The organism is Flagellimonas rhodophyticola (assembly GCF_049332665.1).
GTDB lineage: Bacteria > Bacteroidota > Bacteroidia > Flavobacteriales > Flavobacteriaceae > Flagellimonas.
This window is the reverse complement of the sequence record NZ_CP186326.1, coordinates 2,948,181-2,962,820: the sequence shown is the minus strand read 5'-3', so window position 1 is coordinate 2,962,820 and position 14,640 is coordinate 2,948,181. Positions and strand designations below refer to the sequence as shown.

General features: G+C 38.8%; 17 protein-coding genes. 5 read left to right on the top strand and 12 right to left on the bottom strand.

Annotated elements, in window-relative coordinates:
• The 5 genes from trmD to ACOKFG_RS13255 all read right to left on the bottom strand — a co-directional run bounded on the left by trmD (position 1) and on the right by ACOKFG_RS13255 (position 4,916).
• Positions 1 to 675, bottom strand: a complete 675-nt coding sequence (gene trmD / locus ACOKFG_RS13275) for a tRNA (guanosine(37)-N1)-methyltransferase TrmD (protein WP_298790328.1) — start codon at positions 673 to 675, stop codon at positions 1 to 3.
• A 24-nt stretch (positions 676 to 699) separates the two neighbouring features.
• A complete protein-coding gene (locus tag ACOKFG_RS13270) occupies positions 700 to 1,140 on the bottom strand; it encodes a GNAT family N-acetyltransferase (RefSeq protein ID WP_298790326.1) in 441 nt (146 codons plus the stop codon).
• Between the two features lie 88 nt (positions 1,141 to 1,228).
• Positions 1,229 to 1,834 (bottom strand): tRNA (guanine-N1)-methyltransferase, encoded by a 606-nt coding sequence (locus ACOKFG_RS13265; RefSeq protein WP_422861430.1) that lies wholly within the window; start codon positions 1,832 to 1,834, stop codon positions 1,229 to 1,231.
• 108 nt (positions 1,835 to 1,942) lie between these two features.
• Positions 1,943 to 3,391, bottom strand: a complete 1,449-nt coding sequence (locus ACOKFG_RS13260; RefSeq protein ID WP_298790322.1) for a glyceraldehyde-3-phosphate dehydrogenase — start codon at positions 3,389 to 3,391, stop codon at positions 1,943 to 1,945.
• Between the two features lie 130 nt (positions 3,392 to 3,521).
• Positions 3,522 to 4,916 carry a trypsin-like peptidase domain-containing protein gene (locus tag ACOKFG_RS13255; RefSeq protein WP_422861429.1) on the bottom strand — a complete coding sequence of 465 codons (1,395 nt, stop codon included), beginning with the start codon at positions 4,914 to 4,916 and terminating at the stop codon, positions 3,522 to 3,524.
• Positions 4,917 to 5,049: 133 nt separating this feature from the next.
• Here ACOKFG_RS13255 and dapF point away from each other — a divergent pair, with 133 nt between their 5' ends.
• The 4 genes from dapF (at position 5,050) to ACOKFG_RS13235 (ending at position 8,184) form a co-directional block, all read left to right on the top strand.
• The gene (gene dapF / locus ACOKFG_RS13250; protein WP_422861428.1) at positions 5,050 to 5,823 is read left to right on the top strand and encodes a diaminopimelate epimerase; all 774 of its coding nucleotides are present in this window, start codon (positions 5,050 to 5,052) and stop codon (positions 5,821 to 5,823) included.
• Entirely contained in the window at positions 5,817 to 6,350 is a 534-nt protein-coding gene (locus tag ACOKFG_RS13245; protein ID WP_298790316.1) for a GNAT family N-acetyltransferase, read from the top strand. The genes dapF and ACOKFG_RS13245 overlap by 7 nt, the downstream gene beginning before the upstream one ends.
• Complete coding sequence (gene mltG / locus ACOKFG_RS13240; RefSeq protein ID WP_422861427.1) at positions 6,340 to 7,383, top strand: endolytic transglycosylase MltG; 1,044 nt, start codon at positions 6,340 to 6,342, stop codon at positions 7,381 to 7,383. The genes ACOKFG_RS13245 and mltG overlap by 11 nt, the downstream gene beginning before the upstream one ends.
• 159 nt (positions 7,384 to 7,542) lie before the next feature.
• Positions 7,543 to 8,184, top strand: a complete 642-nt coding sequence (locus ACOKFG_RS13235; protein WP_299173894.1) for a hypothetical protein — start codon at positions 7,543 to 7,545, stop codon at positions 8,182 to 8,184.
• A gap of 53 nt (positions 8,185 to 8,237) precedes the next feature.
• On the opposite strand, the gene ACOKFG_RS13230 is transcribed toward ACOKFG_RS13235, so the two are convergent.
• Genes ACOKFG_RS13230 through dnaA form a run of 3 tightly spaced genes read right to left on the bottom strand, consistent with a single transcriptional unit; the run spans position 8,238 to position 10,853 of the window.
• On the bottom strand, positions 8,238 to 8,966 hold the full coding sequence (locus ACOKFG_RS13230; RefSeq protein WP_299173891.1) for an SAM-dependent methyltransferase: 729 nt from the start codon (positions 8,964 to 8,966) through the stop codon (positions 8,238 to 8,240).
• Complete coding sequence (locus ACOKFG_RS13225; protein WP_422861426.1) at positions 8,967 to 9,419, bottom strand: low molecular weight protein-tyrosine-phosphatase; 453 nt, start codon at positions 9,417 to 9,419, stop codon at positions 8,967 to 8,969.
• 9 nt (positions 9,420 to 9,428) lie between these two features.
• Complete coding sequence (dnaA, locus tag ACOKFG_RS13220; RefSeq protein WP_298790306.1) at positions 9,429 to 10,853, bottom strand: chromosomal replication initiator protein DnaA; 1,425 nt, start codon at positions 10,851 to 10,853, stop codon at positions 9,429 to 9,431.
• A 203-nt stretch (positions 10,854 to 11,056) separates the two neighbouring features.
• On the opposite strand from dnaA, the gene ACOKFG_RS13215 reads away from it, so the two are divergent.
• Complete coding sequence (locus ACOKFG_RS13215; protein WP_422861425.1) at positions 11,057 to 11,458, top strand: acyl-CoA thioesterase; 402 nt, start codon at positions 11,057 to 11,059, stop codon at positions 11,456 to 11,458.
• Between the two features lie 51 nt (positions 11,459 to 11,509).
• Here the strand turns inward: ACOKFG_RS13215 and ACOKFG_RS13210 are convergent, their stop codons facing one another.
• Genes ACOKFG_RS13210 through ribD form a run of 4 tightly spaced genes read right to left on the bottom strand, consistent with a single transcriptional unit; the run spans position 11,510 to position 14,629 of the window.
• A complete protein-coding gene (locus ACOKFG_RS13210; protein WP_422861424.1) occupies positions 11,510 to 12,118 on the bottom strand; it encodes an IMPACT family protein in 609 nt (202 codons plus the stop codon).
• Positions 12,118 to 12,981: an EamA family transporter gene (locus ACOKFG_RS13205; protein ID WP_298790300.1), complete on the bottom strand. Its 864-nt coding sequence runs from the start codon at positions 12,979 to 12,981 to the stop codon at positions 12,118 to 12,120. The genes ACOKFG_RS13210 and ACOKFG_RS13205 overlap by 1 nt, the downstream gene beginning before the upstream one ends.
• The gene (locus tag ACOKFG_RS13200; protein WP_298790298.1) at positions 12,982 to 13,584 is read right to left on the bottom strand and encodes an HAD family hydrolase; all 603 of its coding nucleotides are present in this window, start codon (positions 13,582 to 13,584) and stop codon (positions 12,982 to 12,984) included.
• Entirely contained in the window at positions 13,577 to 14,629 is a 1,053-nt protein-coding gene (ribD, locus tag ACOKFG_RS13195; protein ID WP_298790296.1) for a bifunctional diaminohydroxyphosphoribosylaminopyrimidine deaminase/5-amino-6-(5-phosphoribosylamino)uracil reductase RibD, read from the bottom strand. The genes ACOKFG_RS13200 and ribD overlap by 8 nt, the downstream gene beginning before the upstream one ends.
• Between the last annotated feature and the right edge of the window lie 11 nt (positions 14,630 to 14,640).

Below are 14,640 nucleotides of genomic sequence, written 5' to 3'. Positions count from 1 at the left end.
TTATTTCAATAAATCAGGTCGTCTTTTTATAGTCCTTTCTATAGCTTGTTCTTCCCGCCATTTTTCAATTTTTGGAAAATCTCCAGTCAACAAGATTGGAGGTACTTCCATGCCCTTATAATCGGAAGGCCTTGTATAAACCGGAGGGGCCAATAAATTGTCTTGAAAGGTATCTGTGAGAGCTGAAGTTTCATCATTTAATACCCCAGGTAACAATCGTATTATTGAATCACACAACACTGCCGCTGCAAGCTCGCCTCCTGAAAGCACATAATCTCCTATAGAAATTTCACGCGTTACAAACAAATCCCGAACTCGCTGATCTACCCCTTTGTAATGACCACAAAGAATAATCAGGTTTTTTTTGAGGGAAATCTCATTTGCTGCAGCCTGGTTTAAAGTATCTCCATCTGGGGTCATATAGATAATCTCGTCATATTCCCGCTCCTTTTTCAGTTGTGAGATACATTTGTCGATGGGCTCTATCATAAGCACCATCCCGGCACCACCTCCAAATTGATAATCATCCACTTGTTTGTAGTTTCCTTTGGAATAATCCCTCAGGTTATGAAAATGAACTTCAACAAGACCTTTTTCTATAGCACGTTTGAGTATGGATGCTTCAAATGGGCTCTTCAATAGTTCAGGTAAAACGGTGATAATGTCTATCCGCATGAATAAGGAGGTTTATTCCAATACTTAAGTATTAGACCAAAAGTAATGAAGATATGATTCATCCTTGACCCATCCCAACCGTTCATACAGTTTTTGAGCAGGATTGGACACTGCAGTTTCCAAGGCCAAACCTTTATACCCAGCTTTTTTACAGTATTCTTTGGCCTCATTCAATAATGCTTCTCCAACTCCTTTTTTTCTTGATTCGGAAATCACAAAAAGGTCATTCAATATGTATATGGGTTGCATAGATACTGATGAAAACGTCGTGTAGAGCTGTGTAAACCCTATTGGTTTTCCATTATCCATCGCTAAAAGCAGCAATGTTTCATTCCGGAGAAATCGCTCTTTTAAGAAAATACGGGCAGCATCGCAGTCTGAATTTTGCTCATAAAATACGCGGTAGGCATCAAAAAGGGGAACAATGAGTTCCAAATCATCCAGTGAAGCTTTTTTGATTTCCATACTTTGTGTGTTGCAATTAAGCAACAGAGTTCATTAGAATAATTAAAGGTAGGAATGGAAAAATACCATCCTCGCCCGGGTCCTTTAATTACTTGTTTTTCTGCCTATTCAGTTCATCTTGCAATTGACGGCTGATTTTTTGCTCGCGTTCCAAAGAACGTCTTCGATGTTGCTCGTATTCTTTTTCTAAATCAGCAAGAGCGGTCTTCGCTTGATGCGTAAGAAAATTACTGTTTCGGTATTTGTATATGAAAAAGAGCAAGAACAACATTAGACCAAGAATAATGCCCCAAAGAATGAGTTTATATGTGCCCTTGCTAACCAATGCACCAAAAAATGACATGCTGTCTTTTTCCTCGGTTACATTCTTTAGATTAGTTGTGGTTTCCTGTAATTTGGAATTTAGATCTTCTATTTCAGCCTTGTTGCTTGTAATTGTCGATGATAAGTCTTTTATAGTAGCGTTGGCGGTATTTATGGAATCGAAAATATTCCCTTTTATTCTATAAAGATCTCCAACCTTAACTACTTCATAGCGGATACCATTGGCACGGTAGTTACCGGACTTTCGTTCCAATTCTTGAAATTGACCTACCAAGGTTTCATCTTTAGTAGGTTGAGTATCTTGCTGTGCGCTGGCAGTGCAGAATATGGTTAGTAGGGCCAGGGTAAAAAGAATTCTTAAACATTTCATGGTCAATGCGTGTTTTATTTTGATTAAGGGTAGGGCGAAATTACGCCAATAAACTAAAAATCAAAAGAAATTCATGAATACTCAGCAGTTACAACCGTAAATTTGATGCTAATAATAGGTATACCTTCTAACCTTGGCAATATACTTGGCCAGTCTGATGACTTGATGTGAATATCCATATTCATTATCATACCATATATATAGCACTATACTTTTTCCATCTGCAGAAACTAAAGTGGCTTTACTGTCATAAATAGAAGGAGCAGAAGCTCCAACAATATCAGAGGAAACCAATTCATTACTCAAGGAATATTTTATTTGTTCAACCAAGTCGCCTTCCAATGCATACTTTTTAAGTATGGTATTGATACTATCCTTTGAGGTCTTGTTCTTTACTTCAAGGTTCAAAATAACTAAAGAACCATTAGGTACGGGAACCCGAATCGCATTTGAGGTCAGTTTGCCCTTGAGTGAAGGAAGAGCTTTGGCTACTGCGGCACCAGCACCAGTTTCAGTGATAACCATGTTGAGAGCCGCCGCACGACCGCGACGGTATTTTTTGTGCATGTTATCCACAAGATTTTGGTCATTGGTATAGGCGTGTATAGTTTCCAAATGCCCCTTTTTTATTCCCAGAGAATCTTCGATTACCTTTAAAATGGGTGTAATGGCATTTGTAGTACAAGAAGCGGCCGAGTAGATTTTTGTCTTATCTGGGTCAAACTCGGTGTGATTTACACCGTGTACAATATTTGGAACTTCCTTACCGGGGGCTGTCAGCAATACTTTACTAGCTCCTTTAGCTTCTAGATGTCTTTCTAGAGCGGTTTTATCTCTAAATGCACCTGTATTGTCAATTATCAATGCATTGTATATACCATATTGGGTATAGTCAATAGATTCTGGTTTGTCCGCAGTAATGAATCTTACCGTGGTGCCGTTTACCAATAGGGCGTTGTTTTTTACGTCGATATCCACAGTACCTAGAAACTGACCATGGACAGAATCTGTTTTTAGCAAAGCAGCCCTTTTTTCTAGAATCTCCTCATTAACTTCACCTCTTACAACAATAGCTCTTAACCTTAGTTGACTTCCTCTTCCGGTTTTGGCCATTAACTCGCGGGCTACCAATCTCCCAATTCTACCAAATCCATAAAGAACAACATCTTTTGGTTTTATCTCTTTGGAGGAGCTTGCATCTTTCAATTTTTCTACCACAAATGCCTTCACATTTAAATGGTTATTATCATCTGAATGATACTCATAGGTCAACTTACCAATATCAAGTTTGGCGGGAGGAAGGTTAATATCGTTTATTGCCCTTAGAATCTCAACAGAATCGAATATGGAGATCGGTTTTTGTACAAATTCACCTGCATATTCATGTAAATTGATAATGTCACTGACATTTTTGTCAATTATTTGATTTTTAAAAAGCACAACTTCTATGGCCTTATCGTACCATAGGTCACTAATAATTTTAATAAACTCTGTGGTAGCTTTTCTTCTGTCTGCTTGGAATGCAAGTTCCTTTTCGTAAGACTTAATGTCACTCATGGATTTTGGTTGAAGTTGTCTTTTAAATTTTCGGCAAAATTATATATTTCAAACGTTTTCGTAAAGGAAATTTTAAATAAAAAAGGCGTCCTTTATCAGACGCCCTTTTTAAACTTATTTTTCTAATGTACTATTGGAGAATTAGTCGTTCTTTTTCTCCCTTTTCATTAATCATGGTGAAACTGGTTCTACCGTATTTTGAAATTTCCCCAAAATGCTCCTTGGCGTCGTCGATATCATCTATTTCATTATCGCCTACCGCAATTATGATTTTGTTTTCAAGTCCATATCTTTCATATCCTTGAGGTACATCAACAATTTTTACACCTTTTTTTGTACCATAGGTTCTTTTGTCTTTTTCTGATAAGTTTTTGACAGTAAACCCGGTAGCCGGAAGAATTGTGGTCTGGTCTTTTTTCAAAGTCACCTTTCTTGTTAACCTATTTCCGTCTCGTTCCACAGTAACATCAATGACATCCCCAGGTCGTTTGGAACGTAAATAACCTGTTAATTCAGAAAATTTACGAACACTAATGTCGTCCACTTGCTTAATCACATCACCTTCCTTCAAGCCGGCCGCTTCAGCTCCAGAATCTTCTGTAATTTGGGAAATATAGACACCTTCAATCTCATTTAGTCCAAGCTCGGTAGCGCTTTGCGGATTTAAATCACCGCCTCTAATTCCAAGTAACCCTCTTTGCACATTGCCAAACTCCATAATGTCTTCAACAACTTTTTTGGCAATATTACTGGGTACTGCAAAAGAATATCCTACATAAGACCCAGTTTGAGAGGTAATTGCAGTATTTATCCCAATGAGGTCACCATTGGTGTTGACCAATGCACCGCCGCTATTGCCTGGGTTTACCGCTGCGTCTGTTTGAATAAACGATTGCTGGCCTAGGGTCAACGACCGTGCCTTCGCACTGATAATTCCTGCTGTTACCGTAGAAGTAAGACTAAAAGGGTTTCCAACTGCGAGCACCCATTCCCCAACTCTTGAGTTATCTGAATCACCAAAGGCCAAATAGGGTAGAGGCCTATCTACTTCAATTTTTAAAAGTGCAATGTCCGATTCCGCGTCAGCTCCAATGACCTCTGCTTTGTATGTTTTTTTGTTGTTCAGGGATACTTCTAGTTGACTGGCATTGGCAATCACGTGATTGTTGGTTACGATAAACCCATCGGGTGAAATGATCACTCCAGAACCGGTTCCGATTTGCGGGGTTTGTTTGCGTTCAAAACCATAAAAGAAATCAGCAAGATTATTGCTGCCTTTGCTGATGCTCAAATTTTTAACATGGACCACCGCGTTTACGGTTTTCTCTGCTGCAATGGTAAAGTCCACTTCATTGATTCCGGCACCCAGTGCAGAAGTGGGCGCGGTACTGGTTCTTAAAAATGGGGTTTCGTGGGCATTGTCCACTAAAGTGTATGTGTCTTTTTCAAAAAATAATTTATAGGCTCCTAATGTTATTGCTCCCGCGAAAAGGGATACGAGGAACAAACTGGCTATTTTCTTCATATTTCAATAATAATTTAACATTCTGATTAAACAAAATTAAATGTATTCGTCTTTTACTTGGTCGGTTTAACTCGTTTTTAACTACAAAATTTTCCTTAAAGAATACCCTATATTTGTTCCTTTGTAAGCAATTATGGTACTAGAATTTTTCAAATATCAAGGAACGGGCAATGATTTTGTTGTGATAGACAACCGCCAACTTGTATTTCCCAAAAGCGATACCAAATTGATTATAAAACTATGTGATCGAAGATTTGGCATAGGAGCGGACGGTTTGATTCTTATAGAAAATGATGAAAATTCAGATTTTAATATGATCTACTATAATTCCGACGCAAGCCAAAGTCTTTGCGGTAACGGAGGAAGATGTGCTGTTGCCTTTGCGCATTATCTGGGCATGATAGACAGGGAAACCACTTTTACCGCAATCGATGGACTCCATAACGCTACTATTGAAGGGGATGAGGTAAAGTTGAAAATGGGGAATGTTGCAGAGATAAAGGAAAAACCTACCTATACCTTTTTGGATACCGGTTCACCACATCATGTGCAGTTGGTGGATAATTTGGAGGAGATGGATGTTAAGACGGTTGGTGCCAAGCTTCGCTACGGTATGTACGGAAAGTCAGGAAGTAACATCAATTTTGTATCGCAAGGTGATAATGGTTCCTTTAATGCTCGAACGTATGAGCGCGGTGTTGAGAATGAGACCCTATCCTGTGGCACGGGTGTAACCGCAGTAGCTATCGCCATGCATAAAATGGGAAAGACCGCTTCTGATAAGGTGAAAATTAATATGCCGGGAGGAAATTTATCGGTCAGTTTTGAGCAAGAAAATGGTTTGTACACCAATGTTTTTTTAAAAGGCCCCGCCAAGCAAGTATATAAAGGAGAGGTAACATGGTAGACTTAAAAGGAAAGCATGTTTATTTAAGGGCCCTAGAACCAAAGGACCTCGAGTTTCTTTATCAGCTTGAAAATGACACCTCTATTTGGGAAATAAGTGGAACGCTAAAACCCTATTCTAAAAAAGTACTCAGACTTTATCTGGAGAATGCGCACCGTGATATTTACGAGGTAAAACAACTACGCTTGTGCATTTGTGATATGAACCATGTTTGTATAGGCCTTATCGACCTATTTGATTTTGACCCTAAAAATAAAAGAGCAGGAATGGGAATTGTCATTGTAAAACCAGAGGATAGAAACAAAGGTAGGGGAGCTGAAGCTCTTTCTTTATTGTGTAATTATGCTTTTACAATTCTAGATTTGCACCAACTGTATGCCAATATCCTGGAAGAAAACGAAAACAGTATCCATTTATTTGAAAAATTGGGTTTTGAAAAAATTGGACTCAAAAAAGAATGGATAAGAACTAGCAATGGTTTCAAGAACGAAATATTGCTTCAAAAAATTAATTCAAGTGTATCTTAAGAAAATGCTTTGGGCGGTAGCCATTTTAGGTCTTTTAATATGTGGATTTGTGGTCTATCAAATCTATTCTGCCATTTTTAGCCCCAACACCCAGTTCAATAACAATGAAGCCTACGTGTATATTAATTCCGGCGCTTCAATTGCAGATGTAAAGCAAAGCCTTGAACCCTTGCTTAAGGATATTTCATCCTTTGAATCTGTAGCAGATCGTAAAGGATATTCCAATAATATAAAAGGTGGGAAGTATGCCATTAAAAAGGGCATGAGCAACAATGATATCATAAATACACTTCGCATCGGAAACATTCCGATAAAAGTGTCTTTCAATAATCAAGAACGCTTGGAAACTTTGGCAGGAAGAATTTCCCTTCAGATTGAGGCCGACAGTCTTGCCTTGTTAACTGCTTTCAATGACACTTCATTTCTAGAAGCTTCCGGATTTGATACGGATACCAAATTATGTATGTATCTCCCTAATACCTATGAATTTTTCTGGGATACAAATGCCGAGGAATTTCGAGATAGAATGCTAAAGGAGTATAAAAAGTATTGGAATGAAAGCAGGCTGGAAAAAGCAGAAAAACTAAACCTTTCTCCAACCGAAGTCATGTCTTTGGCCGCCGTTGTCCAAAAGGAAACGGCTAAAGCAGATGAAAGGCCAAGAGTAGCTGGTGTATATCTTAATAGAGTAAGACAACGAATTCCCCTTCAAGCTGACCCAACGGTAATTTACGCCATTAAAAAAGAAACAGGTAACTATGATACCATAATTAAACGTGTATTGTATAGGGATTTGGAAATGGAATCTCATTATAATACCTATAAATATCCAGGAGTGCCCCCCGGTCCTATAACCATGCCCGATATTTCGTCTATTGAAGCAGTTTTAAACCCGGAAAAGCACGATTATCTCTTTTTTGTAGCTGATGTTTCCAACTTTGGATACCACATTTTTGCCAAGACACTTGCGCAACATAACCGAAATAAGGTGCAATACGTCAAATGGCTCAATGCTAAGAAAGTATATAGATAATACCTTTTAGCGTTAATTTTCAGCGATTTAACGTAATTCGAACCGTATTTAAGAAAATCTTAGGAGCTTTGAACTTGTTAATCTAATGTCTCCCCCTATATTTGCCGGCCAAATTTGATTTCATTGTAATTCGGCAATGAGACATTAAAAATTTGAGTTATGAAAAGATGGATAAGTTTTGTTTTGCATCTTGCCATGATTGTGATTTTAACCAGCTTCGGTTCATACACCGCAGCGAAGCATGTGGATTACCAAATCCCTGACTCGTTAAAAGCTGCGACCAATGATGAGGCTTTTGTGCTTCCATATGCGGAAGTTACAGAAAGTACCTTGGTCAATCCTCCCTACTTAGGAAATGCGTACAATGGTTTTAAAGAAGCTCTTGCGTTTAAAGAATCGCAAGGAAGGTACAATGTGGTCAACACATTTGGTTACCTAGGAAAATACCAATTTGGATTGGGTACTCTAAATCTTATGGGCGTATATGATGCCAACTCTTTTTTGAACAACCCCAAACTTCAGGAAAGAACGTTCGAGACCAATATTGCACGAAACAAGTGGATATTGCGACGTGACATCAAGCGTTTTAATGGAAAAAAGATTAGAGGTGTCGTAATTACAGAATCCGGTATTTTGGCTGCTGCACATTTAGCAGGGGCCGGGAATGTAAAGAAATATCTGCGTTCTTATGGAAAGAATGATGTGGCTGATGCCTATGGAAGTAGCATATCATACTACATGGGCAAGTTTGCTGGATTTGATATTTCAAGCATTCAACAAAAAAGAAACGCTAAAGTTTAATAAATAAGTATTTTCGATTTGGATAGAGGCCCAGAATTCATTCTGGGCTTTTTTTATGCCTGGATGATAAAAATAGTAGGTCGCTTGTTCAGGTCAAGCGTAATTTCATTCCACTCATGCACACTTTTAGTCTGAATAAATTCAGTTGGCAAGGTAATATCGCTTGCTATACAAAGACGAGTGCTTTTATGCAGCGTTTTCGTAAGCTCTTTCAATAACTTATCGTTTCGGTACGGAGTTTCCATAAATATCTGGGACTGACCTTTTTCTTTAGAAAGTCGTTCCAGGTTTTTGATCATTGCTTTTCTTTCCGAAGTGTCAATGGGCAAATACCCATTGAAAGCAAAATTTTGCCCGTTCATTCCACTGGACATCATGGCCATTAAAATGGAAGAAGGACCAATCAAGGGAACAACCTGAATCCTTTTTTCGTGGGCTACTTTAACTACTGATGCACCTGGGTCGGCAATTCCTGGGCAACCCGCTTCAGAAAGAATTCCAATATTATGCCCTGATATGCAGGGGTCCAAATAAGTAGGAATAATTGCTGGGTCGGTAAATTTGTTCAAGGTTTCAATATGAAGGCTTGGTTGAGCCTTGCTAGGGCTTATTCTTTTGATAAACCTTCTGGCAGTTTTCTCATTTTCCACAATATAGTGGTCAATGTTTTCAATTGCTCTTTTAATGGAGATGGGCAGCACTTCCAGAGGGGCATTATCGCCCAACGCTGTAGGTATCAAATAAACTTTTCCAGAAACAAGACTTGGTTTAACCTCTTCCATTCAATTCAATCTTTTTGCAACGACCTGACATGCAAGGTCGACCATTTGATAGACTTTTTCAAATCCATCTTCACCTCCGTAGTAAGGATCGGGGACTTCGCTCAATCCCAAATCCACTTCATCCAACAATAGTTTCACCTTTCTTTCATCTACTTTACCGTTGGCAAGCTTAATGATATTGGAGAAATTGCTTTTGTCCATCGCATATATATAATCAAAATCGCGAAAATCCGTTTTGGAGAACTTCCTGCATTTTTGAGTGCTGATATCAATCCCATACTTGTTGGCCACGGCTATCGACCTCTCATCAGGAGGATTGCCAACATGGTAGCCCGCGGTTCCTGCTGAATCGACAAAAACTTGACTGGGGTCAACTTTGGATTTTAAAATACCTTCCGCCAAAGGAGACCTGCATATGTTTCCAAGGCAGACCATCAAAACTTTGGTTTTCATGAAATAAAATTAGGAGAATTTCTTGTTCAGGTCTTCAATATACTTTCTGAACTGCTTATCGGTTTCTGCTAGGTTGTCCACGGTTTTACAGGCGTGCAATACGGTTGCATGGTCTCGTTTTCCAATCTGGGAACCTATGCTTGCCAAAGATGCCTTCGTGAATTTTTTAGCGAAGAACATAGCGAGCTGACGGGCCTGAACTATGTGTCTTTTTCTTGTTTTGGATTGAAGGGTGGCCACATCCATTTCAAAATAATCGGAGACCACTTTTTGGATGTAATCAATAGAAACTTCCCTCTTGGTATTCTTGACAAATTTTTCGACCACCTGCTGAGCCAACTCCAAGGTAACCTCGCGTTTGTTGAAAGAAGACTGTGCAATCAAAGAGATTATGGCCCCTTCCAATTCTCGAATATTGGTTTTAATGTTCTTTGCCACATGGTCAATAATGTCCTCTGGCATCTCCACCCCGTCGCGGTACAATTTGTTCTTTAAAATGGAAACCCTTGTCTCGTAATCTGGACTTTGCAGTTCAGCTGATAATCCCCATTTAAACCTGGACAATAAACGTTGCTCAATATCTTGCATATCAACAGGGGCTTTGTCCGAAGTCAGGATTACCTGTTTTCCGTTTTGATGCAAGTGATTAAAGATGTGGAAGAATACGTCCTGTGTTCCGGATTTACCAGATAAGAATTGCACATCATCAATAATGAGCACGTCGATAAGTTGGTAAAAGTGGATAAAATCGTTTCTAGTATTCTTTTTTACAGATTCAATGTATTGTTGGGTGAATTTCTCCGCAGAAATATAAAGTACAGTCTTCTCAGGATACTTATCCTTGATTTCTACACCAATTGCGTGAGCCAAATGTGTTTTTCCCAATCCAACGCCTCCGAAAACCAACAATGGATTGAAGGAAGTCCCTCCTGGTTTATTGGCTACTGCCATACCTGCTGAACGTGCCAATCTGTTTGAGTCACCTTCTAAGAAGTTCTCAAAATTATAGTTTGGATTCAACTGGGATTCAATCTTTATATTTCGGATACCCGGAATTACAAACGGGTTTTTAAGCTCTGGACTTTTAGATGTAATTGGAACATCCAATTCTTGTGGACCAACTGCTGTTCGGTTGGCACTAGGAATCTGTTCTGTAAACGGTTCCTTGTTACCATACTTGTTTTCCATCTTAATGATGTAGATAAGCTTGGCGTTGTTGCCCAACTCTTTGGTCAAGGCAACTTTTAGAAGTTTCACATAATGCTCTTCTAGCCATTCGTAAAAAAACTTACTGGGAACTTGAATGCTTAGTGCATTGTCTGTTAACTTGATAGGCTTGATAGGTTCAAACCAAGTTTTGAATGCCTGCGGTTGGATATTATCCTGGATAAAAGCCAAACAGTTGTTCCATACGGAATTTGCAGTAACACTCATAAAAGTCTTTCCTTAGTTTTGTTGGTTAGCTTTAAGCTTTTGGTTCAAACATCTGAGGGGAATCAGATGCTTTTTGACAGCGACAAATATGTGAACAAATCTTTGAAAAAAAAAATGATTTTAGGGTTGAATATTCTGTTTTTTTTTCGCATGTTTCTTTAAGAATAACCAAGACAATAAATATATAATTTTTCGACAACTATATGAACCAAAATTCCTTTTCTTTTCGTGTTAGATATGCTGAAACTGACCAGATGGGTGTGGTGCACCATGGCAACTACGCACAATATTTAGAAATGGGAAGGATAGAGTGGTTAAGAAGCATTGGAACCTCTTATAGAGAGATGGAAGAAAATGGAATCATACTCCCTGTAATTTCCTTACAAATTGATTATAAAAAATCCGCATTGTTCGACGACCTACTTACAGTAGAGACCACAATTAAAAAACCCCCGTTAGTTAAGATTGAATTTGATTATAAAATATATAATGAATCAAATGAGCTGTTGGCCATTGCAAAGACCGTTTTGGCATTCATGGACAAGGAAACGAATAGACCGATAAAATGTCCCGACCATATTTTGGAAAAAATAGACTTCAACTGATTTTTTACAAAAACCATACTTATTCCGCTTTCGAACTTAAAACCTTGGGTTTTATCCTAGCCTTTTGATGTTGACATGTTGCGTTTCATCAAAAACTTGAGCTGTTTGTTCTGCTTCACTTTCACGGACCGAAATAATCAACTCGCATCGTAACTCCATTTTTTGGGAAACCAGATTTATGCCTTTTTGTTTGATGGCTCTCATTACCCTGTCCATTTGTGGGTAATCAAAACTCAACTCAAATTGAACTTCTATTGTTTTTTCAATAATAGAAGCACTTTCAAGGGCCATTTGTGCTGCGGTTCGATAGGCTTGGATCAAACCACCTACTCCGAGTTTCGTGCCTCCAAAGATTCGGGTAACCGCAACAAGTACATTGGTGACCTCAAAAGACTGAATTTGTCCATAGATAGGCATTCCAGCAGAATTGTTGGGTTCCCCATCATCGTTGGCCCTGTACTTCGGTTGTTTTGTGCCCAATTGCCATGCATAGCAGACATGGTTGGCGGTATGATGCTCTTTTCGCAAAGATTCAATAATAGGTTTCACCTCCAATTCGTTGGAAATTGGAAAAGCATAACCAAAAAATTTACTCTTCCTATCCTTAAAAAGAATTTCAGGAGATGGTTTTAAAAGCGTTTTGTACCGGTCTTTGTCCATTAGAAGAGAGCCACAAGTATAATGCTAACCACAGCCAGAGCTATACCTCCCCAGTTTTTGGAGCTCATTTTTTCCTTGAATAACACAATACCCAAAAGTGTTGTAAGCATTACAATTGCCACATTATTTAAGGTGAATATGGCAGCGCTGTCCATTCCTCCATGTTGAAGAGCTCTTACCAGCAGGAAAATCGAGAAAAAATTGGGAACACCTAATAAAATTCCACCCACAACATTCTTAAAATTTACCTTCAATGGAGTTTTGACCGCCTTTATCCCAATAAAACAAAATCCCGAAATTGCGGCAAACCCGAAAAGCATGGCCGAAAAAATAGAAACCTCTTCTGGCTCCAAATGCTCGGTTTCAAAGTATTTAATACTTGCGTCTATAATTCCAGAGCCTAAAAAGACGAGCAAGGGTAAAATCAGTGATTTTTTGGAGATTTCCATACCATCATCTTTCATGGAAGCGAAATAGACCGCTGCCAACGCCAGAAATATCCCAGCAATCTGAAAGCCTGACAGCCTTTCTTGATAGAGGACTACTCCTAGAACAACAGGTATCACCAACGACATTTTTGTAGCTACTGATGCGACGGAAACCCCGGCCACTTGCGCTGTTTTGGCCATTAAATTGAATACTAGGATAAAAAAGATTCCCAAAGCAATGGCACCCAAAAACCATGACTTTTGAGTGATTTCCGCAAAATTAAACTCATTGTCCGAAATTAAAAGACCTACGGTGCATGCCACCACATAATTCACAACAATGGCATATAATGTTTGGACCTTATATACATCGAAAAGCTTAAAAATCACAAACAAGAAACTTGTACACAGTACACTTAAAACTAAATAGATCATTTATAAATGGGACTTTAACTGGGTTATATCTTCTTTTCCAACTTGTAAGTTCCATACATTGATTCCTAAGATTGAAGCCGTGTCGGTATTTTCTTTGGTATCATCAATAAATAAGGTTTCAGAAGCGACAAGATTGTCGGCTTTGAGCACAAACTCAAAAATTTCGGCATCGGGTTTGCGCATTCCCATTTCATAGGATAGGTGGAAAGTTTCAAAAGCGCTTTTAAACCGGTTGAATTTTTCATCTCCCATTTCCTGTTTTACATATTCAATGTGAATATCGTTGGTATTGCTTAGGAGAAAGAGGCGATAATCACCTTCTTTGGCTAAATTTTCAACAAATTCCAGCCTCGAATCCGGAAAATTTTTAAGAATGGCATTCCAAGCATCGATCAATTCTTTTTCGCTGGCTCTAGGGAAATGGTGGGATACTTTTTCAAGAAACTGAGGTGAACTTATCGATCCCTTTTCATATTCCTTAAAAAGGATGTCCAGTTCTAGTGTAAGATGTTCAAATCCGAATTTCTCCATAGCCTTGCCCGTGGCCGGTTTATCCAAATCGATGAAAATGTCCCCAAAATCAAAAATAATGTTCTTAATCATTAGTATAAGTTGCTAAGGTGTCTGATAAAATTGTGATAAGTTCCATGGGTTTCCCTGAAAGTTCAGGAGCTTTAATCCCTGTTCCAAAATGAGATGCTCCTGTAAACACCCTCGCTTCATCCCAAAGATTTTCTTGAATGAAAGTTTCCAGTGTTTGGGAACCACCTTCAATCAAAACACTGTTAATGGAATGCCTGTACAGCACTTCGCAAACCTCTGAACCTAAAGGTTTCGTAAAATCGATTACTTCGTAATCAATACCTTCTAGATACAGCGATGACTCGAATGTCTCTGTTAGTACTATTGTTTTTACACTTTTGTCAAACACATGAAATACTTCGGGTATTTTCAGTTCACGGTCTAGAACTACGCGGATTGGGTGTTTCCCATGCCAATTCCGGACAGTAAGTTTGGGATTGTCCTCCAAAACCGTATTGGTACCCACCAAAATGGCTTGTTCCTCGCTTCTCCACCGATGAACCAATTGTTTCGAGTGTGGATTTGTAATCCAAAAAGGCTGCGGATTGTCTTTTCTTAATGATTTATTCGGAGCAATAAATCCATCTTGAGTTTCAGCCCATTTAAGAATGATATAGGGTCTTTTTCTCTCATGAAAAGTTAGAAATCGCCTATGATGCTTTCTACATAATTCGTCTAATACCCCAACAATAACCTTGCATCCTGAAGTTTCGAGTTTTTGGATTCCTTTTCCGGCAACTTTGCTATGGGGGTCTTGAAGTCCAATTACAACGTGTTGAATCTTATGTTTGGCAATCAAATTGGCACAGGGAGGTGTCTTTCCATGATGGGAACAAGGCTCCAGAGTTACATATAAAGTAGATTTTGGAAGCAGTGATTTGTCTTCCACCGAATCAATGGCATTTACCTCGGCATGATTTCCTCCATATGGGCTGGTATAACCTTCCCCAATAATTTTTTCTTGATACACGATAACACTTCCAACCATCGGATTTGGTGCGGTGCGCCCAAGCCCTTTTTTGCCCAATTCAATGCACCGCAACATGTATTTTTCATGTATCTTCACCTAGCAAAAAT